Origin of the sequence: uncultured Desulfobulbus sp. (assembly GCF_963662935.2) — a bacterium.
Lineage (GTDB): Bacteria > Desulfobacterota > Desulfobulbia > Desulfobulbales > Desulfobulbaceae > Desulfobulbus.
Genome location: NZ_CAXXTL010000003.1, coordinates 405,046 through 427,016 on the forward strand (window position 1 = coordinate 405,046; position 21,971 = coordinate 427,016).

Consider the following 21,971-nt stretch of genomic DNA (forward strand, 5'->3'; position numbering starts at 1 on the left):
CAAAGCGTTGCCCGCCAGGATCCTGGGTGCAGCAAACAACCGATGGGAGGGTTGTGTCATTTCAACCGAAGGGTGAAATCTCCAGATTCCTCACAAGCGTTCGGAATGACAGACGGGCTGGGTTGAACCGAACCGAGAAGCCCTTTCGTTGCAACTTCCAGGAAAGTGGCGCCTCAGACCAAAGACCAGTAAGCCAAGGATACAACAATGCCGCCGATCCACCTCGATCTCTCTGTCAAGGAGTGCCTTGACGGCCACCCGGAGACCCTGCCGGTTTTCCAGAGCTTCGGCTTTCACGATTTCGACAGCCCGCAGGTCCGCGACAAACTGGGGCCGTTTCTCAAGCTGCGCACCCTGCTGAAATTCAAGCGGATCGACCCGGAACTGTTCCTTGCGCGCTGTTGCCAGGCAGCCGAAGCCGATTCCACCAGCGAGCTGGCCAGTTCCGCCGCCGACATCCAAACCGCCCAGCCGACCTTATTGGCCCTGCTCCCCTGCGGCTTGAAAGTCTCACTCGATCGCGCCCTGCAGACCTTTGCCGAGCAACTGGCCGCCAGCAACGCGCCGCTGGCCTACCTGGCCGAAGGCAACGTCAATCACGAAATGTCCTACTACCCCTACGTCGATTCGGTGGAGTCGGTGGACGAACTGCCGGACCTGATCCTCAGTTCGGACCTCAACGCCTTTTATCACCGTCGGTTTCTGGAGCGCTTCGTTCTCCCCGGCCACTTTGTCAGCGTCAACGGCCCGATGCACCCGCGCATGGCCGAGATGGGCTATACCGACCCGCGCGGCCATTTCACCCAGTTCTGCGCCAACGCCCTGGTGGCGGTGCACGTCAAGGATGTACGCCCCGAGTTGGCGCCGCCGGTGTCCTGGTCCGATCTCCTGCAACCCGAGTACCGCAAATCGATCATCATGCGCGGCCAGGACAGCTTTTTTTGCTCCGGGGTGCTCGTGCCCTTTTTCCGCCTGTTCGGCATGGAGGCCATCCCCCGCCTGGCGGCCAATGTCTGCGGCGGCACGCACCCCGCCCAGATGGTCAAGATGATCGATGCCCGCGCCGAAGGCTGCCCGCCCTTTTTCATCATGCCTTGGTTCTTTGCCCGAAAGATCAAGGCCGCAGAGCGGATTGAGATTCTCTTTCCCGAGGAAGGGGCCTTTGTCAGTCCGGTGCAGCTGCTGGTCAAAAAGTCAAAACAAAAGGAGCTGGCGCAGGTGATCGATTTTCTCATGGGCAAGGCTCTGCACCAGCACTGCAGCGACAATTTCTTTCCCACCCCGCATCCCGAGGTGGCCGACATCCTCCCTGCGGGCAAACGACTGTTCTGGATCGGCTGGAATTTCATCTACGCCAACGACCTGGAACAGGTCAAGCAATCGGTTGGCGAAACATTCACCGCAGAATACCAGCGCACAGGCGGGGCAGGATGCGGCTGATCACGGTTGCCGGTCCGCCCTCCAGCGGCAAGACCTCGGTGCTGATCAAAACCCTGGAGGCGGTTGCTGCCGACGGAGTCAAGGCCGGGGTGATCAAGTTCGACTGTCTGTTCACCGACGACGACGCCCTCTATCAGGCGGCAGGCATCCCGGTGCAGAAAGGATTGTCGGGCGTGCTCTGTCCGGACCACTATTTTGTCAGCAACATCGACCGGGTGCTGGAGTGGTCGGCCAAGAACCAACTGGACCTGACCGTGATCGAGAGCGCCGGCCTGTGCAACCGCTGCTCACCGCATATCAAGGGGTCGCTCGCGGTCTGCGTCATCGACAACGTCAGCGGCCTCAACACTCCAAAGAAAATCGGCCCAATGCTCAAGCTGGCCGACGCGGTGGTGATCACCAAGGGCGACATCGTTTCCCAGGCCGAGCGCGAGGTCTTTGCCTACCGGGTACAGAGCGTGGCCCCGCGCGCCAGAATCATCCAGATCAACGGCCGCACCGGCCAGGGCTCGCACGCCTTAGCGCGGATGTTTATTGATGCCCCGGAACTGCAGGATTCTTCTGAAACCCTGCGCCTGCGCTTTCCCATGCCGGCGGCGCTCTGCTCCTATTGTCTTGGCGAAACCCGAGTCGGCCCGGAGTACCAGATCGGCCAGTTTCGCAAGCTGAGCATTGATTGAAATCGTGGTTCAGGACCTTGTTCGCGGGCATGGCCCGCTCCTACCGGCAGAAGCGATACCCCGTGGGGTAGGAGCGGGCCATGCCCGCGATGTGAATCCGGAATTTTTGCATCTACTCGAATGTCATCTCGACCCCGGGGAGAGATCTCGGCACCCTGGAACACGGAGTTTTCTCTCTGCGGTCAAAATGACCAGCTCGGTGGGGTCTACGCCTCCCTCTCGCTGCCATTGAACCGTACCTTGCTTTGGACAAAGGATGATTGTGCAACCCCTCACCCAAGAAAAGCTGACCCAAACCAGCCTCGCCGCCCTGCTGGCCGATTACCCGCTGCTCGAATCGGTGCTGCTGGAGCAGGGCATCGAATTCGACCCGGCCGAAGAGGTGACCCTTGCGGCCAAGCTGGCCCAGTGGTCTGCCCTGCGCCACCATTCGGCGGAAGGATTTCTCGATCAAATGCTGGCGCGGATCAACGAACTGGGTGCCCTGCTCGCCTCCACCACCTCGCTTGAACAGTTGGAGATCGTTGCCGGCCGCGATAAGTCAGGCCAGCCGGAGCAGGTCGAGCGCATCCTCCTCAAGCGAGGCGACCTGTTGGCCATTGTCGGGCCCACCGGATCGGGCAAGAGCCGCCTGTTGGCCGACATCGAATGGCTGGCCACCGGAGACACCCCGAGCGGACGGATGATCCTGATCGACGGTCAACCCTCCGCAGACAGACGATTTTCCACCGGCGGCGACCAACTCATCGCCCAGTTGTCGCAAACCATGTCCTTTGTCCTCGATGCCACCGTCGAGGAACTGCTCAGCCTGCATGTAGAAAGCCGGGGCATGGCCGCATCCGTGGTCATCGATACCATCGAAGCGGCCAACGAGTTGTCGGGCGAACCTTTTTTCGGCACCACCGCCCTCACCAGCCTCAGCGGCGGCCAGACTCGGGCCCTGATGGTGGCCGACACCGCGCTGGTCTGCCGCTCGCCGATAGTGCTCATCGACGAGATCGAAAACGCCGGCATCGACCGGAGAGCCGCCTTCAACCTCCTGTTGTCGCAGGACAAAATCGTCCTCTCCGCCACCCACGACCCGCTGCTCGCCCTGCTGGCGCCGCGCCGCCTGTGCATGCGCAACGGGGCCATGCATTCGCTCCATGATCGGACCAATGAGGAGGAAGCCCTCCTCGCCGACCTGGAAGCGCTTGACGATATCCACGCCGCCATCCGGAACCAACTGCGCCAGGGTTCCAAAATCACCCCCATTGATAGTCATAGACTACGGAGGAATGTGCCATGAAAGCGACGATCCGTTTTTTCGAGAAACCCAACTGCACCGGCAATGCCCGCCAAAAAGCGATCCTGCTTTCCGCCGGCCACCGGCTGATCATCGAAAATCTTCTTGCCTACCCGTTTACCAGGGAAGAACTGCGCTCCTACTTCGGTGCCCTCTCCGTTGCCCAGTGGTTCAACGGTCTGGCACCGCGTGTCAAATCAGGTGAGATTGATATTGCGGCCATGGGTGAGGAGCAGGCTTTGGATGTTATGCTGGCTGATCCGCTCTTGATTCGCCGCCCCCTGATGGAGGTCAACGGAGTTCAATTGGTCGGATTCAATATTGAGGAGTTGGAGCGGATTGGTGTCAGTTGCAAAGAGAGTCCGCGATTACATCTCTTGAAGGGCGTGGATTTGGAAGGGTGTCCCGGTGACGCCATCGGGATCCAGTGCGATGAGCCCCGGACATTGCCGAGGCTCGGTTGAAGGGCTGGGGGACAGCCAAAGAAATCGAAGAGAGGGTTGCGTTAAAGCCAGTCCAGCGGGCATTAGGGATAGGTTGATATTGCGATATTTTTTACTGATCTTTTTTCACTAAAGCTGGAGTTTGCAAAAAAAATGAATAAACACAGAAAGGTGAAAAATCCCTGACTGCCGCAAGGCCACGATCAGAACAGTAAGAATTCCTTGAATTGACCGCGCATGCAGTGATTTGAGGCCATGGAGGAAGAATAGGCGCCGGCGTTGATCAGGACCAGGTGGGTATGCCCGGTTAAATTCGGCAGTAAGGCTTGTTCGTACCACACATCTAAGGCCTCATTGACATTGCCAACCACGTTCATCGGGGTGCAGGGCGATTGATCGTAGCGCAGCGGCAACGGTTGAAAGGGTAGGCTGTAATAGGCGGGTTCCGGCGCAAGGTTGAACCCGGCATCGACACCGACAAAAACCGTGTTTTTTTTCTGCTCGACAAAGGTCTTTTCCAGAAGGAAGATGCCCGCGTCCTTAACGATATAATCGCCTGGTTCAATCTCGAGATGCAGTCCGCGCCCCGCACATTGCCGGTGAAGCACCTCTGCCCACCGTTTCAGATCCAAAGATTGGTCAGAGGCCAGATGGGGCACCCCCAACCCTCCGCCAATATTGACCCTTTCGACTCCGCCCGCAGCATCGACGAACCGCATACAGTGACCGATGATCCGTTCCAGCTGCTCCAGTTGCGGTGTCAAATAGCCGCATCCGGTATGAAAATGAATTTTCGCAACCTTTAAACCATAGGACCTGGCAAGCTCCAGAGCCTCGGCGAACTGCTCCCAATAGATGCCGAACTTGGTCGTTGTCTCGCCGGCATACTGCAGTTTGTCGTTGGCTGCCCGGCCGATCCCCATGGCAGGATTGATCCGGATACCGATCTTGGTTCCCGGCTTGAGTGCGCCCCAACTTCGGATGGCATGCAGGGAATCGCAATCCATGAACAAGCCGTCGTAACGAGCCAGTACATGCAGGTCCCGCGTGGAAAGACTAGAGGCGGTAAAGGAAATCTCCGCAGGAGAGAAGCCACAACTGACCGCGTGCTCGACCTCGGCAGGCGAACAGGCATCGATACCGCACAACCCGGTCTGCTTAAGGAAGGTCAACAGTGGCGCAAAACGGTTGGCCTTCATGGCGTAGCAAAGGGAAAAACGGCCCGCCAATCCGGATGCAATCAAAGCACCATGCAGCCGCTCAAGGTTTTCTTTCACCCGAGCGGCGGAATAAACGAAGGTTGGGGAGCCGAATTGATCGGCCAACGATTGGACCGAACGGCCGGCGAAAAAGAGGTGCTGGTGCTGGTAACAGAGATCGTCTCTCTGCCACCAGCCATAGTAGGACTGCTGATTCAACGCATTGCCTGATTGATATTCAGCAATTCCGGCTGAACCATCTCACCACTGATCATTTCTTTTCGGCCCGTGACCCAGCCGCGACAATTCGATGAACCGCACGAGCAGGGAAACTGCTTAAACAGAATATCTTCGGTTTCAGCATAATCCATATAAAGAAAATTGTTGGCCTGGATATCCTTGAGGGCGACAATAGTCAGGTCAACCATGTTCAAGGAAATGTTGGGGGAACACGAATGAAGAAAAAATCCTGAAAAATAGGGGTCATACAAGTGGGTTTCCGGGGTTAGCTGAAGTGTATGCTGCCGAATTTCATGCACAACATACCCTGCCATTCTGGCGACGATCTCGCCTTTTGAAAAGGCGCGGTAGGCGATCACTCCTCTACCGGCCAATTCATCTTTAAAAACAACAGCAAAATCAGAATGTTTTGGAAAAAGGGGATCTTTTCCAAACTGGTCCGGGTAAAGCATGTGCATGTTCTCCTAGAACGTGAAGGAATCCAAACCCATCGACAGCACATCTGTTGACAGGAGGTAGGTGAAAAAATAAGGACGCTAAATACAGTTATTCTGAACAGCTGACAAGCATTTTTAACAACGATTTTCGAAATTTAACAAACGGAATAACGTACTGATATTACATCTTTCCTAACAAAGACGATCCTTCTCCTCGAGGTAGGAGTATTACATACCCACCTGCGCAGAAATTGGTTATTGAGCCTCGTCCCTGACCCGCAAAAAATTTTCCCATCCTCACGAGCTTTGTTTTCCAAATCCAGACCCACCTAATGCCGTATCGTTCGTTTCTCTCGTCGTTTTTTCGGTATAAAAAAATCTTATTTATTTCAATCAATTGAAATAAATTCCAACAAAGTTGAGGCTGATTGAGCAAACCACTCCATCGACACGCAGGAACCAATTAATTTTCGCGATTTTATATATCTTCTTTCAGCTATTGCAATCCTAAACAGGACCAGATTAAAAATATCTCTCCCCCTGTCCCACAGCGGCCTGTAGCGGATTACCGACAACCACACAGAATAAATATTCTCTTTCATCCAACGGATAATCCGTATACCATTACAAAGACTCGCTGCTTTTCCCTTCCCCTTCCTTTTCTTCAACAAAATTGAGGTGTTTCATGTCGAACTGGTTTGTTGCCGTGGACGGCAAATCCCTTGGCCCTTTCACCACCCAACAGATTCTCAGCGGCCTGGCTGCGGGGCAATACAACGAGGCCACTATGGTCTGGCGCGATGGCTTCGCCGACTGGCAACCCGCAGGCAGGGTGCAGGAACTGCAGCCTGGCCAGGCAACGTTTGCCCCCCCGCCTTATTCCGGCAAAGAAGCGCATGAAATCGATTACACCATTTTCGGCAACGAAATGCAGTTTGTCGAGATTGAGCTGGATTCGCAGGAAAGCGTCATTTCAGAGGCAGGGGCCATGATGTACATGCACGATCAGGTGGTTATGGAGACGGTGTTCGGCGACGCCTCCCGATCCTCAAGTTCCGGGACTTTTTTCGACAAGATGCTCGGCGCAGGCAAACGGCTGATCACCGGCGAGGGGTTGTTCATCACCATGTTCACTTATACCGGCGCCGGCAAGGGCAAGGTTGCCTTTGCATCTCCCTATCCGGGCAAGATCATTCCGCTTGACCTAGCCAAGTACAACGGCCGGATCATCTGCCAAAAGGACGCCTTCCTGTGCGCGGCCAAGGGTGTATCGGTGGGGATTGCCTTTCAAAAGAAAATCGGGGTGGCTCTCTTCGGCGGCGAGGGGTTCATCATGCAGCAACTCGATGGTGACGGCATGATCTTTGTCCACGCCGGAGGCACCATCGTCGAAAAGGAGCTGGCCGCCGGCGAAACACTGCGAGTTGATACCGGCTGTCTGGTGGCGCTGACCGCTTCAGTCAACTATGACATCGAATTCGTCGGCAACGTCAAATCGGCTATCTTTGGCGGCGAGGGTTTTTTCTTTTCCAACCTGCGCGGACCTGGGCACGTCTGGCTGCAATCGCTGCCGTTCTCACGACTGGCTGGCCGTATCTGGGAAGCGGCACCGCAGACCGGAGGCGGAGGTCAAGATGAAGGTTCGGCCCTTGGTAGCCTGGTTAATATTCTTAAACGGTAAGAGTCCAGCAAACAGCAACGAGTGGGTTTCTCCCTAAGGAAACCCACTCGTTGCCAATCCCAACCATCACCGCTGCTCCTCAATGAAGGCCTGTATTTCCCTACTGACACCAAGCTGCCTGGCCAGCTCGTTCAACCAGGCCCGTTCGGCCTCGGAATCAATCTCGATGGCGGCAACAGCCAGCATATACATGGTTTTCGCCACCGAAGGATCGCTGACACCAGCGGTCAGGGCTTCAAGGCTTTTGGGTTGATGCAACTCACCAAGCAGAAACATCTTTTCTTCCTGGTTCAGATCCGCACCCCGCAGCTTATCTAGCACCGCCCGCTCTTCTTCGGCATCCATGGCGCCGTCGGCATGGGCAGCGGCGACCATCACCTGAATCATGCGGACTGCTAGCTCAGCACCAGCGAGACCGCCAGTGGCTGGAGCACTCATCGGCGAGGATATGACCGGTGCACCGCTTGGCATTGGTGGCGGCGGTGAGGGAGCAGTAGCCTGAAACCCACCCGGAGGCGGAGGAGGTGCACCCGTGCCGAAGGATCCGGAGCCGGGTGGAGGCGGAGGTGCCTGGCCCATTCCTCCGGTTTGACTTTTCTGCTCCTGCTGCTGTTTCAAAATTTCGAAAGCACCGACGCCGAGACCAATCATGGTCATCAACCCGCTACCAGAGCCAAGGCTGCCCAGTATTGACTTGTTTCCACCACCCCAGGAACCACTACCTTTGCCCACGACCTCGCCGACTATTTTCCCCAACAATTTTTCCGCATCAAACATGGATTCACCCTCATGGAGGTTTAATCTCCGGCGGACTCCCAATTGAACCGGTGTCCGCCCTTTCGTTTCTGTCTATGGTTTCGCAACTTTTACTTCGCCCGACCAAAAAATTCGGTAACTCCGTCATCACGAAAAATTCGGCTTGTCTCCGTCCCTTGCCGTGCCGTATAATATCTTAAAAATCCTTTAACCATTTCTTGCCCATGCTCGCACCTGCCACCACCAACACATCGTTTCTTGCCACCTATGACCGCAGCGGACGGGTGCCCTCCCTCCTCCAGTCAGAACCGGCACGGCGCATCGCACTTGTCCCTGATAAAAGTAGCACAACAACTGAAAATCCCAAAGATAAAGTTACCTTATCAGAGGGAGGCATTGCGAAATCACGGCAGATGGACGCCACAGGAACCGAGGAAGCGTCAACAGCAGCCGCAGGCAAAATCAGCACCGAGGAAGGGGCCGATAGACAACGATCCGGGGTCCAGGAACTCTCCGCCGCCGAGGCAAAGATAACCCAACAATTGCAAGACCGCGACCAGGAAGTCAAGACCCACGAAATGGCCCACTTGGCCAGCGCTGGCCAATATGCCCGGGGTGGTCCCACCTATTCCTACCAACAGGGGCCCGATGGTCGACGATATGCCGTTGGCGGTGAAGTGCCGATCGATGTCAGCCAGGAAAAAACGCCGGAAGAGACCATTCAAAAAATGCAGGCCGTCAAACGCGCTGCTCTGGCACCGGCTGATCCTTCATCTGCGGATCGCAGTATCGCCGCTTCCGCCACCGCCTTGGAAAGCCAAGCCCGCCAAGAACTGCAGAGCGAGCAGGCAAACCCTGCCCAAGGGCAAACGGAACAACAAAGTACTTCGGAGACCAACAACGAAGTTCCTGACCAAACCAACGAAAAAGCAGCCTTCGCCACCCGTCGTAGCCCGGCCCTGCACATTGTCGCCTGAGCGATTCCCATCTCATCCTCTCCTCCACTAACCGACACCGAATCCGATGACGCCAACAAGCGACTACCTCGACGATCTTTTTTCTTATATCAACCAAGCACCGACCTCGTATCATGCAGTGGCCAGCAGTGTAAACATCCTCAGCGGCCAGAGGTTTCAACGCCTGCACGAAGGTGAGGCATGGGGGACACTCGGGCCTGGCTCCTACTTCGTCATCCGCAACGACGCCAGCCTGGTAGCCTTCACCCTGGCCCATAGCTCGCAATCCGGAAGGCCATTGCGCATGGCAGGTGCCCACACCGACAGTCCCGGTCTGAAGATCAAACCAAATCCTATGCAGTTACGGCATGGCTCTGTGCAGATCGGAGTCGAAATCTACGGCGGCGCCCTTCTTGCCCCCTGGTTTGACCGGAATTTGTCCATCGCCGGACGGGTCAGTTGGTGCCGGAACAGCGGTCCCCTGCACTGCAGCCTGATCGATTTCCAACGCCCGGTGGCAACCATACCCAGTCTGGCCATTCACCTGGACCGCGAAGTCAACAGCAAGCGGAGTATTGACAAGCAAACCGACCTTGTGCCTCTGCTGATGCTCTCCGGCGAATCATCGCCTCCGGATTTTCACACCCTCCTTGCCAGCGAGCTCTCTCGCCAGGACCCGACCGCCGCCGATGCGACGATTCTCGCCTTTGACCTGTTCCTCTACGACACCCAGCCGCTTTGCCGGGTTGGGCTAAACAACGAGTTGATCACCGGTTCCAGGCTGGACAACCTCCTCTCCTGCCATGCCCTTGTTCAGGCGCTCGTGCAGGCCGAGACCCAACAAAACCGCCTCATCGTCCTTAATGACCACGAAGAGGTGGGCAGCGTTTCCACGGCTGGGGCACAAGGCCCCTTTCTCAAAAGTGTGCTGGAACGTATCTACCCCGACTCTGCCCTCAGGCAACGGGCCATCGCGGGCTCGCTCTTCGTCTCGGTGGATAACGCCCATGCGGTCCATCCCAACTTTGCCGGCAAACATGACCCAGACCACTTGCCGCTGCTCAATCGGGGCCCGGTCATCAAAATGAACGCCAACCAGCGCTATGCCACCAATGCCTTGACCGCAGCCCTGTTCCGCCAGTTCTGCACAAATGCGAAGGTACCCTGCCAGCAATTCGTCATGCGCAACGACCTGGCGTGCGGCTCCACCATTGGCCCCCTGACTGCCGCCGAGATCGGTGTTCCCACTGTTGACGTCGGAGTGCCGCAACTGGCCATGCACTCAATCCGCGAAACCGTCGGCCATCTCGACGGCTGGTATCTGTTGCAGGCCATGGCCACCTTCTTCTCTGAAGAGGATGAACGGATCCGCTGCCCGGAAATCGCTCTTTAGCCAAGAGACACTCCTTCGCTGCCTCTCTGCAGCGCTCTTCAAAGTGCCTCCACGCACTCCGCAATAGATTTCCCCCCTTTGCCCTTCTCCCCAGGGACCAACGACCCGCATTTCCTCTCGACGACCCACCGCACCGGCTGCTAAATTCATTTAAAATTATTTAAGTATTTAAAAATTAATTTTAAATGAATTTTTGTTGCCTGGATTGCTGAGTCACGGTAATACTTCTCCGATTGCGACTGATCAGTAGAGCGGCCGGAAAACAACCCTCCGACCTATTCCTGACTTGCCCCTTTTGCCAAGCAATCAAAAACAGAACCAGGCCCCCTCTTCAGCCTGACCAGAGGATCACCCAACCACAAGAGAAAGCACTGCATTCCAAAAAAGAGGCTCCTTATGTCGATCGCCACCAGAAAACTCCAGATCCTGCACATTCTCTCGCAAAATCTGAAAAATCCCAACCCTCAACTGGTTAACTCCAACGACATTGCCAATCAACTCAATCTCAGCCTGCCCGAAACCCATCTCTTGCTCAAGGTACTCAACGACATGGGCGTCATCGAAAGCAACGTGGACAACCAGCTCTCTCTCATTACCCAGAAAGGGATGCACTATCTGGAAAAACAAACCACCCATTAACGCATTTGGCCCCACACCATGCCAGACAACCATCACCAGAGTTACGATCATTACATCAAGGCCTTGATGGACATCAGTCAGGCCGTCACCTCGGATCTCTTTCTCGAGGATGTCTTCAAGCTGATCGTCATGGTGGTGGCCAAAGTCACAGGGGTCGACATCTGTTCCCTCTGGCTGGTGGACGAGAACTCCAACCCGCCGAAAATCCGTCTCAAAGCCACCCAGGCCATTGAACCGGAATATATGATCGATCGCTCTCTGAATCTGGATGAGGGGGTCGTGGGGTATGTTATCTCCACCCAAAAACCCCTGGTCATACCGGACGTGTTGCAGTGCGAGATTTTCAAGGAAAAGGAGATGGCGAGAAAGTTGGGCCTGGTTTCCATGGTGGGTGTACCGCTCCAGGGGAAAAAGGAAAAGATCATCGGGGTGCTCAACTGCTTCACGTCCGTTCCCCACGAGTTTTCCAAAACCGACATCAACCTACTCACCACAGTGGCCAATCAGGCGGCCGTCGCCATTCTCAACACCGAACTGATCATCAACACCAAGATTATTGAGGAGGAGTTGAAGGCACGAAAAAAAATTGAGCGCGCCAAGGAAATCATTATGGAGCGACAGTCACTCAACGGTGACGATGCCTATCGTTGGATCAGAAAGCGGAGTATGGATTCCCGCAAAACCATGCTGGAGGTGGCCGAAGCCATTCTCCTTTCGAATGAACTCTATTAGCCCCCGCCTGCTTCCACAACCAAATGCAGTGGTCGAGACCAGAGAAAGAACACTCGACATTGACTTATGTATTGACATATAAATTAAGTTATAATAAATTCTAACTAGCAAACTGAACCCACAACGGCGTGCGTTCGGTTCAATTTTTCGATACCATGACAAGACAAAGGCGTCTGTCCCCCTCTTCCAGGGACAGACGCCTTTTTTTGTCGGCACATACGCCTGCACAATGGTAACTGCAGGTATTTTAATCAAAAAACAAGAGGGTAATTATGCGCTTTGCAAAAAGTAACGATGTTTTGGGCACCACCAACAGAGGAAATCCAGCAGAATCGGGCCTGTGTACCCTGTGCCGCGCCGATTGTATGGGCCAGTGTGAGACCTGGAAATCGAGCCTCGTCGGCCGAAAACTCCTATACCCGCGCGACTTTGGCACTGTCACGGCTGGGGCTAATAACACCACCCATGTGGGCGTTTCCTACAATTCCTTGCGGATCCAGGGATACGCCTATGGCGCCCATGGCATGGCCCAAGGTCTTTCCAATGATGCGGACAACTGTATCTTCCCCAATGTCGACCTGACCACGGAATTCGGCAACGAGGTCAAGACCAAAAGCAAAATCCCCCTGATGACCGGTGCCTTGGGCTCGACCTTCATCGCGGCCAAGTACTGGGATTCCTTTGCCATTGGCGGCGCACTGGTCGGTATTCCGATCGTGGTCGGTGAGAATGTGGTCGGCGTCGACAAGGCCTCTGAGATCAATAACGGTAAAATCACCAAGGCTCCTGAACTGGACCGCCGCATTGACACCTACCTGCGCTACCAGGAAGATTTTGGGGCGATCATCGTCCAGCTGAACGTCGAAGACACCCGAAATGGCGTGGCTGAATATGTGGTCGGCAAATACGGCGACCGTTGCATCGTTGAATTGAAATGGGGCCAGGGCGCCAAAGATATCGGCGGCGAGATTCAGGTATCCAGCATCAAGTATGCCCAGTTCCTCAAAAATCGCGGCTATATCGTTGACCCTGATCCGACTTCGCCTGAAGTCCAGATGGCCTATGAAAAAGGAGCGATCAAATCCTTTGCCCGTCACAGCCGGCTGGGCGGCACCAATCTCGATTCCGTTGAACTGGTCCGCGAGGATTTCATGAAGTCGGTTGATTACCTGCGCAAAATCGGCTTCAAACGCATCTCGCTCAAAACCGGCTCCTACGGCATGGAAGAGCTGGCCATGGCCATCAAATTTGCCACCGACGCCAAACTGGACCTCCTCACCATCGACGGTTCAGGCGGCGGCACCGGCATGAGCCCCTGGAACATGATGCAGAGCTGGGGTGTGCCTTCGATCAACCTCCATTCCAAGGCCTACGAATACGCCAGCATCCTGGCCGCTCAGGGAAAACGGGTGGTCGACCTCTCCTTTGCCGGCGGTTTCGCGCTTGAAGACAGCATCTTCAAAGGGATCGCACTCGGCGCCCCTTTTACCAAGCTGATCTGCATGGGACGCGGCATCATGATCCCAGGATTTCTGGGCGCCAACATCGAGGGTGCACTGCATCCGGAAAGAAAGGAAAAGCTCAACGGCAACTGGGATAAACTGCCGGCCAGCATCAGCGCCATGGGTGGAACGCCGGAAGAGATCTTTGCCTCCTACTACGATGTTCAGAAAAAAGTGGGCAAGGATGAAATGAAGAATATTCCGTACGGGGCGATCGCCATGTGGACTATGGCGGACAAACTGGCCTGCGGCCTGCAGCAGTTGATGGCCGGAGCAAGAAAGTTCCAACTCAACAAAATTACCCGCAATGATCTGTTTGCCGGCAACCGGGAAACAGCGAGTGAAACCGGCATCACCTATATCACCGATGCCAAGGATGAGAGCGCCAAAAAAATCTTGGCCGCTTGATGCACCACCTTTTCATTGCCGGGCAGGGGCAACCTGCCCGGCAATGAAAAGCAATTATTTGATTTTCAACCACAGTAGCTCGGCAGCGTTTTCGCCGACATTCTCCCACTGCTCCGGAATCTGCTTGGTCAGATAGACGAAATCACCGGTTCCCGCCTCGTGCCTCTGCCCATCTACCCACAGGGCGAGTGTTCCACTCACGACATAGCCCATTTCTTCGCCCTTGTGGCTGAAAAAATGATTCACCAGCTTACTGCCCGGCTCGATCTTGAGAAGGTAGGGGTCAACGCTTGCGTCCTTCGTGTCCGGCGGAAGCAGCCGGGTCCCGGAAATTAACCCCTTGGGCGCCTTTTCCAGGCTGACGCTCACGCCCTCGCTGCCGCGATAGACACATCCCTGCCGGTCGGTTGTCAGATCTTCAAAAAAAGAGGCCACCTCAACTGACAAGCTCTCGGCCAAACGAAACAGGGCCGGGATGGACGGATAGATAAGGTTTTTCTCAATCTGGGAGATACTACTGGGGGTAACGCCGGTCTTCTCGGCCAGCTCTTTTTGACTCAGACCCTGTTTTTTGCGCATCGCCTTGATTGTACCGCCAAGATCGAATCGTCCCGGCAGGGTCTTCGGCAGGTCGAAGGCGATCTCCGCCTCCTCGCAACTGAAGGATTGTGGGTCGTTGAGAAACTGCGAATTGCGTTTCTCCGCCTTGAGAATCTTCAGCGCCGGCTGGCTATTTTTCACCGACAGGTCGATGGCCACCTGAGCGATCTTGTTGATATTGGCCTTCAAGCGGCTGGTATGGGCGCTTTTCTCGACAATCCAATAAGCGATGGTGTCGAGTTCGTAGAGCCGGGGACAGGTCCGGGCGTAAAATTTGGTTACCTGCTCCTCGCCACCCCAGAGATCCTGCATGCCGGTGAGACTGTCCATGATGAAACGGATATCGCCGGAAAGATTGCCGTGTAGGCCATAAATGGCTTCTCCCACCTGAGCAGGATTGGCAGGATCGTTGACTCTGATCACCTGATACGGCCACTGGGCGCCGTCCTTCTCGTAGAATCTATTAAAAACCTCGGAGCGATTCCCTTTACCGTTGGTGAAGCAGTCGAGAATGGTGAAGTTCTGGCTTTCGGCCAGCGGCCCGAGAAAAGAAACGACGTTTTTTGGAGAACGATCAAAGCTGACGTAAATCGTCGGTTTTTTGAGCGCCAGCGATTCGCGAATAAAATGGACGCAGAAGGTGGCGGAAAAGCTGCCCGCATCCTCGTACCAGAGGACATTGTCACCGATATAGAGACCGCCGAGCAGACTATCGAGCTGTGGAATCCCCGACGACACCCGTTTCTTTTTCATGGCATCCATGCGTCCCTCCCCAATCACTCTGAGGCATGCGCCATGACCCGCATGTAGTCGTCATGTCGTTTCATGCGGTCATCGAGCAGCTTATTCTCGGCAAAACCACAGCTGTGCTCTTTGCAATAAGCCCCCTTAGTGATCGAATTGAGCACCATGGCCGGGATGTCGTAATGATGGATAGTGGCAAACTTCTTCACCTTGCCCTCCTCAATGATCATAATCCGGTTCATGCGTAGACTATCATCCGTATTGTTGAGGTAGCGGAGCTTCTGAAAACTCCTGCGGCCGTGCTGACCGGGCGGGAGATGATCGCTCACCAAAATGATCAAACTCTTGGCATCGAGCGTGAGTAGGCGATTGACATAGTCGGCCACCGCCTCGGAACGATAAAACATTTGGTTGGCGGCCCGTTCAAGTTGCGGATCTTTGAAATCGGAAATCATCTTCAACAGTTGCGGCCGTTTTTCCTCGTTGAGGAGATGAGGGAAATGCCCATATATGGTCAGAACGTAATTAAACAGCGGCGGCCCGTCGTTGTCCTTGAGAAAAGGGGTGATAAAATCGATATTCTGAGAAAAGATAGTGCCATCAAACATATATTCCTTTTCGCCCGAAGTGTCGCCCTTGGCCAGGTAGGTATCACTGCCGTTGGCATATTCGCGGGGAAAAAACATCTTGGCAAACCCCACTCCTCTATAGGCGGTGGGAGCATTAAAAAAGCTCGGATTATAGGCATTGGAGGCCATGGTCTGATAGCCGGCCAATTGCAGCGTACCCGGCAGGCAGTGGGCGGCCGATCCGGTGAAACTGTTAAATTCCACCCCCGACATCTCCTCAAAGGCGGGGGCGCCACACAAGATCTCAAATTCCGCTTGGGCGGTTTTGCCGCCGACCACGGGGGAAAGCGAAAAACCCATCTTATTGCCGAAAAGCTTCTTGAAATTGGGGTGAAACGGGTCCTTGGTGTAGGTGGCGCCCTTGAACAGCGTCGGGTCGAGAAAGCTCTCCATCACCACCAAGTGGACATTGCGCTTATTGCCATTGGTCCGAATCCAGCCGGCCAGTTGTTGGGCCTGCTCATCGTACTGGGGGCGATTGCGAAAAGTCTCGGTCTTGACCCGCATAAGATGCCGTTCGGCCTCCCGGAAAAGCAGCATCATAAAGCGGCCGTTGTTTTCCGCGCTGTCCGCATCGGACCAGTAGACTATTTCCTCGCCCACCTTCCGGTAGGTGCTGGTGTACTGTTCGGGAAAATAGACGGCGGCACAAATCAACAGGGCGGGCGGCAAGGCCCCTGCAATAAGAACCACGAACCGGCGATAATTGATGGACCAGAGAAAAAAGCCCAGCGGAAGCACGACAAACACCAGTAACATGGCGATATACGGCCACGACAGCACCCTGAACAACTCTGGAACCTCGGACAGTTCGGCGAACCGAAAGACACTGCTGTACATCAGAAAATAGATATCCTGGCCAAGATAGGCCAAGAACAGCGGCACCGCCGCCAATAGCGCCTGCCAGCGGGAGGGCCGCAGGATCATATTGAAGTAACAGTAGAAATAGAACAGCAGAATCAGCTCCAGGTACTCTCTTTTCAGATAGACTCCCCTGAGTTCGTCCAACTGAAATAACCACATTGACTGGACCTCAATGGCGCCAAACATGCCGCCCAGGCCACCCAAGGCAAGGATGATTAGGGAGTATGCGTACACACCGAGAAGAAAGACAGTATAACGGTTAAAAAGCAGATACGCGGTTCTATTGGCAACAAAACGCGCTTTCAGCGCAAGAGTTGCGGCGATGCAAGTGGCAGCCATGGACAATCAGATAGGACGACAGGTGAATGGAAGAGGTTCGGAGGACGAAAAAGAGTCGATCACACTTCAGACATAAGCTCTTTATCAAGCACAAACATTATCATAACGGAAAACTAATCCGTCAATATATTTCTCCTACCACCACATGGTACCCTAGCGCCTTAATAAATAGCATTCGTGAAAATATTCCTTACCCTTCTTGAGTGCCATAAAACACTAAATTTCGCTCTCATTAGGGTTCCCCAAAGATGCTCGTCAGAATGCTTGCAGGGGATCTTTTGCCGCGAACAGCTCCATAGTCGCCGCTGGTTCGACCCGCTGCGTTGCGCTTACCCATGTACACACCAACCCATTTCACACCATCAGAAAGACACCAAGACACTCCTCACTAGCCCACAACCACCATCGAGAGGCACAGCGGCTGAACCCGAAGTTGCAATCCGGAGCTTGGGGGACAAGAATACCAGAAACGCTCCTCGTTATTTCAACTGCCCCACTGAACCTGTTTGACAAGCAAGCGTCAGTTCAGTATTGGTGAGCACCTGGTTTTAAGACCGTTCTCTTTCCTCCTGTTTCCCACACAAAGGACCGATCACATGACCAACACGCTCATCCAACGCACAGCCTCGGCCTATGACTATCCCCTGCTGATTAAAAACATGTTCCTTGCTCCGGTCGTCGACAATCCTGACCAGGAGATTATCTACCGCGACCAGCTCCGTTCCACCTACAGCGAAATGCGCCGCCGCGTCTGCCGCCTGGCCAATGCCCTCACCGCCTTGGGCGTCAAACCGGGCGACACGGTTGCAATGATGGACTGGGACAGCCACCGCTATCTTGAATGTTTTTTCGCCGTACCGATGCTCGGCGCGGTCCTGCACACCATCAATGTCCGGCTTTCCCCGGAACAGATTCTCTACACCATTGATCACGCCGAGGACGATTACATCCTGGTCAACGACGAGTTTCTGCCGATCATCGAACAGATCAAAGGGCGTATCGATACGGTCAAGCGCTATGTCCTGCTCACCGATCTCGACACTCCGCCCCAGACCTCAATTCCTCTGGCTGGCGAGTATGAGGCCCTGCTGGCCAAGGCTGCCAGCACCTTCGATTTCGAGGATTTCGACGAAAACACCCGGGCCACCACCTTCTATACCACCGGCACCACCGGCATGCCCAAGGGCGTTTACTTCAGCCACCGGCAATTGGTGCTGCACACACTCGGCAACCTGGCAGCGCTGGGTACCCCAATGACCCAGGGCAGGCTCCACCAGCAAGATGTCTATATGCCCTTAACGCCGATGTTCCATGTCCATGCCTGGGGCTTGCCGTATGTTGCCACCTCGCTCGGCATCAAACAGGTGTATCCGGGCAAATACGCTCCGGGCTCGATCTTGCAGCTGATCGCCCGGGAAGGGGTCACCTTTTCCCACTGCGTGCCTACTATCATGCACATGCTGATCAATCACCCCAGTTTCGAGGAGATCGACCTATCCCGCTGGAAGGTAATGATCGGCGGATCGGCGCTGACCAAGGTGATGTGCCAGAAAGTGCTGAGCCGCGGCATCGACGTCTTCACCGGCTACGGCATGTCCGAAACCTGCCCGATCCTCACCATCGCCCATGTCAGCCAGGAAGATTTGGCAGCAGACGATGAGGTCACCGTGCGCTGCAAGACTGGCCGTCCTATCCCATTGGTGCAGTTACGGCTGGTAGATGAACAGATGAACGATGTGGTCCGTGATGGCGAACAGGTGGGCGAGCTTGTGGTCCGCGCCCCCTGGCTGACCCAGGGGTATCTCAAGGATCAGCGTAATTCAGAAAATCTGTGGAAAGGCGGTTACCTCCACACCGGCGACGTCGCCAATATCAACAATGAAAATTATGTCAACATCACCGATCGCATCAAAGACGTGATCAAGACCGGCGGCGAATGGCTCAGCTCGCTGGAACTGGAAGATGTCATTGGCCTCCATCCCTCAGTCGGTGAAGTGGCGGTAATCGGCATGAACGACAAAAAATGGGGGGAACGGCCCCTGGCTCTAGTGGTGCCGAAAAAAGATGCAACCATGCCCACACCTCGGCAACTGGTTAGCCATATCAATCAGTTCATTGACAAGGGACTGCTCTCCAAGCAGGCCATGCTGCTCAAGGTCAAGGTGGTCGAGGCCATCGACAAGACCAGCGTCGGCAAGACCGACAAAAAGACCCTGCGGGTCAAATATCTGCCCTGAACAAATATTTAACAGCGCCGGACACCGGGCCGGATTGAACTGATCAGCAAGAAGAGGGGCGCCATTTGAGGTGACGCCCCTCTTCTCCTTTCATGGACCGGCAAGCAGTAAGGAATAAAAAAAGCCGTCGTCAAGCCCGGCGCAGATGCCCGTAAGGGGGCAAGGTCTGAATTCGCGAGTCAGTGCGAGGACCGCCAAGGGTGAAATGATAGAGATCCTGGAAACGGATTTCGTTTAAGCCGCACAACGCATGAACGGCATCGTCAAAAAAACAACCGATGCCCGTACCCCGCAACCCCGCCGCCTCGGCTTCCAGGTAGAGAGCCTGACCGATCCATCCCGGCTTCCCAGAACAGACGGCGATACCACCAGGTCCCGGCGCTCAGCGCCGCGTCGAATTCCGCCAGAGGCAAATGCACCTCCGATTCACTGGAAAACGGCGGAACGGATCGGGTTGGGCCGCTCAGTCCATCTGGTCAGGTCCCTTAGCGTAGCGGTCCAGATGATGCTTGCTCCGCTGATGATAACCGGCAACGCGTTCGCATGCCCTCTCGTGGCCAGCCTCTTTTTCCATGTGCTGTCCTCCGCTTTCGTCCCCCTTCAGGGCTGGCAGAACAGGGCGTCGCACTTGGCTTCATCGCCCAGCCGCAGGGAAATGGCGGCCAAGGCCTGGTCCTCGGTGGCAAAAATATTGGCCTCCCCGACAAATCCGAACAACCCGGTGGCCCGCATCACATCAAGCACCTGCTTCTTCAACCCGGAAAAAACGATTTCCACCCCCGATTGCTGCAATTGCGCCACCATATTATGGATCATTTCCTCTCCCGAGGAATCAATAGAGTTGATGGCGTCCCCGACCACGAGCAGATACTTGGCCTCTCTATGATCTGCCATGGCGCCGAGTACCGCATCCTCAAAATGGGCGACATTGGCGAAATAGAGCGAACCGTCAAATCGTATGACCACCATCCGCGTCGAAGTGGCAAGGTCGGGATGGACCTTGGTATCCCGCAATGTACCGTCACAATGGCGGCCGAGGATGGCGACGCGCGGCGCCATTGTGCGGTAGAGATAGTGTCCGATGGCCAGGGCTGCGCCGATCATGATGCCCTTGTCGAGATGAGGCGCGGCCAGCATGGTGACAACAAAGGTGATCAGCGCAACGATGCCATCAGGCCGGCTGGCTTTCCAGGTATGCTTGAACGCCTTAGGGGTAACCAGCCCGGCTACCGCCAGCAGAATAATCATCGCCAGCACGGCCTTGGGCAGATGATGGATGAGGGGGGTGAAAAACAGCAGAGTGACAGCCACAAAAAAACCGTTGAACACCATGGCCAGTCCGGTCTTTGCCCCGGCCTGCAGGTTAATGGCTGAACCGGTGAAAGAGCCGCATGCCGGATACGCTTGAAAAAAGGAGCCACCGATGTTGGCTATCCCCTGGCCGATCAGCTCCTGGTTGGGGTCGACACGCTGTTTGGCCTTGCCGGCCATGGCCTTGGCCATGGAGATGGATTCCATAAAGGCAACCAGGGCTATGACCAGGGCCGCGCTCAACAGTTGGAGCACACCTTCAATGCTGATAGCGGGCAGACGGAACGAAGGCAGACCGGAAGGAATCGTGCCGACCACATCGCCACCGCCGATCAGCTTCATATCCCCCTTCTCGATCTTCTTGATGTGCCACTGGCGGCCATCCGTTTGCAGATCAGCCGGAGCCTGGCCCATCTGATAGAGAACGGCGGCCCGGCCTTCCTCTACCTTACCCCGGACAAAATACAGCTTCCGGATACCGCGCAACCGGCTGCGGTTTTCAACTTCAAGAGCCTTGATGTCGAGATCCAGCAGATCGAGCCGATAGCGCAGATCAGCTGCCGCCCGGGAGCCCTGTTCTTTCTCTGCCTGCCGTAATCGTGTGGAGAGGCTGGTATAGCCAGCGCTCAGTTCATCAATCCGCTGGGCGGTATCATTATAGCCCTTGACCATTTCCCTGGCCTCCGGCGTGGCGATCTCGGTTATTTTTCCGGTGGCATTGTGTTCAAAACCGGCCAAGGCGCTCAGCAGGGTAGTGACGGCTACGACGATCAGGACGCCGGGCTTCGCCAGAGTCGATATCTTTTTCACGACCAACATCAGCGCCAGACTGAAGACCGACATGACCAGGGTGGGCAAGTGCACCAAAGGCAGATATCCGAGCATTTCCCAGATATCCTTGAGAAAAAACTCGCTGCGGCCCTTGGGAATCCCTAGCAGCAGGTCCACTTGAGAGAGGCCGATAATGAGGGCCGCCGCATTCATGAAACCGAGAATAACCGGATGAGAGACAAAATTGACAGCACTGCCGAGCTTGACCACTCCAAGAACGAGTTGGACACAGCCCACCATGAGGGTGAGCAGCAGCGCCAAGCCGATATACTCTTCGGATCCGGGAATGGCCAGAGGTGTAACGGCAGCTGCGGTCATGAGCGAGACGATGGCCACTGGCCCGGTGGCCAACTGCCGCGACGAACCCCATAAGGCCCCGAGGACAGCAGGGACCAAGGCTGTGTAAAGGCCAAACTGGAGAGGGAGACCGGAAAGCTGGGCATAGGCCATGGCCTTGGGTACCAGCACCAAAGCACCGATGATTCCGGCGATCAAGTCGCCGCGCAGAATAACTATGGAGAGGGGAAACCAGGCAAGAAACGGAAAGAAGCGCACAGCCAGTTGAGTTACCATGAGACGAGATCCGATGGAAGGGGTTCATTGGCTTGAGGAAAGAGCCGAAGCG

17 protein-coding genes and 1 pseudogene are annotated in these 21,971 nt (G+C 55.4%); 11 read left to right on the plus strand and 7 right to left on the minus strand.

What is annotated here, in order from left to right; translation table 11 throughout:
- Positions 1-207 precede the first annotated feature (207 nt).
- From ACHZCX_RS20555 to ACHZCX_RS20570, 4 genes are all read left to right on the plus strand, one after another.
- Complete coding sequence (locus ACHZCX_RS20555; RefSeq protein ID WP_319589077.1) at positions 208-1,440, plus strand: ABC transporter substrate-binding protein; 1,233 nt, start codon at positions 208-210, stop codon at positions 1,438-1,440.
- Entirely contained in the window at positions 1,431-2,120 is a 690-nt protein-coding gene (locus ACHZCX_RS20560) for a GTP-binding protein (RefSeq protein ID WP_319589078.1), read from the plus strand. The genes ACHZCX_RS20555 and ACHZCX_RS20560 overlap by 10 nt, the downstream gene beginning before the upstream one ends.
- A 256-nt stretch (positions 2,121-2,376) precedes the next feature.
- A complete protein-coding gene (locus tag ACHZCX_RS20565; protein ID WP_319589079.1) occupies positions 2,377-3,408 on the plus strand; it encodes an ATP-binding cassette domain-containing protein in 1,032 nt (343 codons plus the stop codon).
- On the plus strand, positions 3,405-3,869 hold the full coding sequence (locus ACHZCX_RS20570) for an ArsC/Spx/MgsR family protein (protein WP_319589080.1): 465 nt from the start codon (positions 3,405-3,407) through the stop codon (positions 3,867-3,869). The genes ACHZCX_RS20565 and ACHZCX_RS20570 overlap by 4 nt, the downstream gene beginning before the upstream one ends.
- A 182-nt stretch (positions 3,870-4,051) precedes the next feature.
- Here ACHZCX_RS20570 and ACHZCX_RS20575 read toward each other — a convergent pair whose 3' ends face one another.
- Together ACHZCX_RS20575 and ACHZCX_RS20580 are read right to left on the minus strand one after the other, a co-directional pair.
- Entirely contained in the window at positions 4,052-5,266 is a 1,215-nt protein-coding gene (locus tag ACHZCX_RS20575; RefSeq protein WP_319589081.1) for a diaminopimelate decarboxylase, read from the minus strand.
- Positions 5,263-5,739 (minus strand): SET domain-containing protein-lysine N-methyltransferase, encoded by a 477-nt coding sequence (locus ACHZCX_RS20580; protein WP_394708853.1) that lies wholly within the window; start codon positions 5,737-5,739, stop codon positions 5,263-5,265. The genes ACHZCX_RS20575 and ACHZCX_RS20580 overlap by 4 nt, the downstream gene beginning before the upstream one ends.
- 670 nt (positions 5,740-6,409) lie before the next feature.
- On the opposite strand from ACHZCX_RS20580, the gene ACHZCX_RS20585 reads away from it, so the two are divergent.
- A complete protein-coding gene (locus ACHZCX_RS20585) occupies positions 6,410-7,405 on the plus strand; it encodes a TIGR00266 family protein (protein WP_319589083.1) in 996 nt (331 codons plus the stop codon).
- A 66-nt stretch (positions 7,406-7,471) separates the two neighbouring features.
- On the opposite strand, the gene ACHZCX_RS20590 is transcribed toward ACHZCX_RS20585, so the two are convergent.
- On the minus strand, positions 7,472-8,182 hold the full coding sequence (locus ACHZCX_RS20590) for a DUF533 domain-containing protein (protein ID WP_319589084.1): 711 nt from the start codon (positions 8,180-8,182) through the stop codon (positions 7,472-7,474).
- A gap of 203 nt (positions 8,183-8,385) precedes the next feature.
- Here ACHZCX_RS20590 and ACHZCX_RS20595 point away from each other — a divergent pair, with 203 nt between their 5' ends.
- The 5 genes from ACHZCX_RS20595 to ACHZCX_RS20615 all read left to right on the plus strand — a co-directional run bounded on the left by ACHZCX_RS20595 (position 8,386) and on the right by ACHZCX_RS20615 (position 13,791).
- Positions 8,386-9,138: a putative metalloprotease CJM1_0395 family protein gene (locus ACHZCX_RS20595; RefSeq protein WP_319589085.1), complete on the plus strand. Its 753-nt coding sequence runs from the start codon at positions 8,386-8,388 to the stop codon at positions 9,136-9,138.
- Positions 9,139-9,184: 46 nt separating this feature from the next.
- On the plus strand, positions 9,185-10,510 hold the full coding sequence (locus ACHZCX_RS20600; RefSeq protein ID WP_319589086.1) for a M18 family aminopeptidase: 1,326 nt from the start codon (positions 9,185-9,187) through the stop codon (positions 10,508-10,510).
- Between the two features lie 396 nt (positions 10,511-10,906).
- Complete coding sequence (locus tag ACHZCX_RS20605) at positions 10,907-11,149, plus strand: Lrp/AsnC family transcriptional regulator (RefSeq protein WP_319589087.1); 243 nt, start codon at positions 10,907-10,909, stop codon at positions 11,147-11,149.
- An 18-nt stretch (positions 11,150-11,167) separates the two neighbouring features.
- Positions 11,168-11,881 carry a GAF and ANTAR domain-containing protein gene (locus tag ACHZCX_RS20610; protein WP_319589088.1) on the plus strand — a complete coding sequence of 238 codons (714 nt, stop codon included), beginning with the start codon at positions 11,168-11,170 and terminating at the stop codon, positions 11,879-11,881.
- 272 nt (positions 11,882-12,153) lie between these two features.
- Entirely contained in the window at positions 12,154-13,791 is a 1,638-nt protein-coding gene (locus tag ACHZCX_RS20615; RefSeq protein ID WP_319589089.1) for a glutamate synthase-related protein, read from the plus strand.
- A 54-nt stretch (positions 13,792-13,845) separates the two neighbouring features.
- Here the strand turns inward: ACHZCX_RS20615 and ACHZCX_RS20620 are convergent, their stop codons facing one another.
- Together ACHZCX_RS20620 and ACHZCX_RS20625 are read right to left on the minus strand one after the other, a co-directional pair.
- Positions 13,846-15,153 carry a helix-turn-helix domain-containing protein gene (locus ACHZCX_RS20620; RefSeq protein WP_319589090.1) on the minus strand — a complete coding sequence of 436 codons (1,308 nt, stop codon included), beginning with the start codon at positions 15,151-15,153 and terminating at the stop codon, positions 13,846-13,848.
- A 14-nt stretch (positions 15,154-15,167) separates the two neighbouring features.
- On the minus strand, positions 15,168-16,967 hold the full coding sequence (locus ACHZCX_RS20625; RefSeq protein ID WP_319589091.1) for a sulfatase-like hydrolase/transferase: 1,800 nt from the start codon (positions 16,965-16,967) through the stop codon (positions 15,168-15,170).
- A 596-nt stretch (positions 16,968-17,563) separates the two neighbouring features.
- On the opposite strand from ACHZCX_RS20625, the gene ACHZCX_RS20630 reads away from it, so the two are divergent.
- Positions 17,564-19,204, plus strand: coding sequence for a fatty acid--CoA ligase (locus ACHZCX_RS20630; RefSeq protein ID WP_319589092.1), 1,641 nt, complete (start codon positions 17,564-17,566; stop codon positions 19,202-19,204).
- Between the two features lie 130 nt (positions 19,205-19,334).
- Here ACHZCX_RS20630 and ACHZCX_RS20635 read toward each other — a convergent pair.
- Both ACHZCX_RS20635 and ACHZCX_RS20640 read right to left on the minus strand, forming a co-directional pair.
- A pseudogene (locus ACHZCX_RS20635) lies at positions 19,335-19,611 on the minus strand (nitroreductase family protein); the annotation flags it as partial.
- A 193-nt stretch (positions 19,612-19,804) separates the two neighbouring features.
- Positions 19,805-21,919 carry a SulP family inorganic anion transporter gene (locus ACHZCX_RS20640; protein ID WP_319589093.1) on the minus strand — a complete coding sequence of 705 codons (2,115 nt, stop codon included), beginning with the start codon at positions 21,917-21,919 and terminating at the stop codon, positions 19,805-19,807.
- Positions 21,920-21,971 lie beyond the last annotated feature (52 nt).

What these genes read in the sequence shown, in the direction of transcription:
- ACHZCX_RS20620 (WP_319589090.1), bottom strand. Translation starts at nt 15,153, where the DNA reads ATGGATGCCATGAAAAAGAAACGGGTGTCGTCGGGGATTCCACAGCTC.
- ACHZCX_RS20565 (WP_319589079.1), top strand. Translation starts at nt 2,377, where the DNA reads ATGATTGTGCAACCCCTCACCCAAGAAAAGCTGACCCAAACCAGCCTC.
- ACHZCX_RS20560 (WP_319589078.1), top strand. Translation starts at nt 1,431, where the DNA reads ATGCGGCTGATCACGGTTGCCGGTCCGCCCTCCAGCGGCAAGACCTCG.
- ACHZCX_RS20570 (WP_319589080.1), top strand. Translation starts at nt 3,405, where the DNA reads ATGAAAGCGACGATCCGTTTTTTCGAGAAACCCAACTGCACCGGCAAT.
- ACHZCX_RS20615 (WP_319589089.1), top strand. Translation starts at nt 12,154, where the DNA reads ATGCGCTTTGCAAAAAGTAACGATGTTTTGGGCACCACCAACAGAGGA.
- ACHZCX_RS20610 (WP_319589088.1), top strand. Translation starts at nt 11,168, where the DNA reads ATGCCAGACAACCATCACCAGAGTTACGATCATTACATCAAGGCCTTG.
- ACHZCX_RS20625 (WP_319589091.1), bottom strand. Translation starts at nt 16,967, where the DNA reads ATGGCTGCCACTTGCATCGCCGCAACTCTTGCGCTGAAAGCGCGTTTT.
- ACHZCX_RS20595 (WP_319589085.1), top strand. Translation starts at nt 8,386, where the DNA reads ATGCTCGCACCTGCCACCACCAACACATCGTTTCTTGCCACCTATGAC.
- ACHZCX_RS20605 (WP_319589087.1), top strand. Translation starts at nt 10,907, where the DNA reads ATGTCGATCGCCACCAGAAAACTCCAGATCCTGCACATTCTCTCGCAA.
- ACHZCX_RS20585 (WP_319589083.1), top strand. Translation starts at nt 6,410, where the DNA reads ATGTCGAACTGGTTTGTTGCCGTGGACGGCAAATCCCTTGGCCCTTTC.
- ACHZCX_RS20630 (WP_319589092.1), top strand. Translation starts at nt 17,564, where the DNA reads ATGACCAACACGCTCATCCAACGCACAGCCTCGGCCTATGACTATCCC.
- ACHZCX_RS20600 (WP_319589086.1), top strand. Translation starts at nt 9,185, where the DNA reads ATGACGCCAACAAGCGACTACCTCGACGATCTTTTTTCTTATATCAAC.
- ACHZCX_RS20580 (WP_394708853.1), bottom strand. Translation starts at nt 5,739, where the DNA reads ATGCTTTACCCGGACCAGTTTGGAAAAGATCCCCTTTTTCCAAAACAT.
- ACHZCX_RS20555 (WP_319589077.1), top strand. Translation starts at nt 208, where the DNA reads ATGCCGCCGATCCACCTCGATCTCTCTGTCAAGGAGTGCCTTGACGGC.
- ACHZCX_RS20640 (WP_319589093.1), bottom strand. Translation starts at nt 21,919, where the DNA reads ATGGTAACTCAACTGGCTGTGCGCTTCTTTCCGTTTCTTGCCTGGTTT.
- ACHZCX_RS20590 (WP_319589084.1), bottom strand. Translation starts at nt 8,182, where the DNA reads ATGTTTGATGCGGAAAAATTGTTGGGGAAAATAGTCGGCGAGGTCGTG.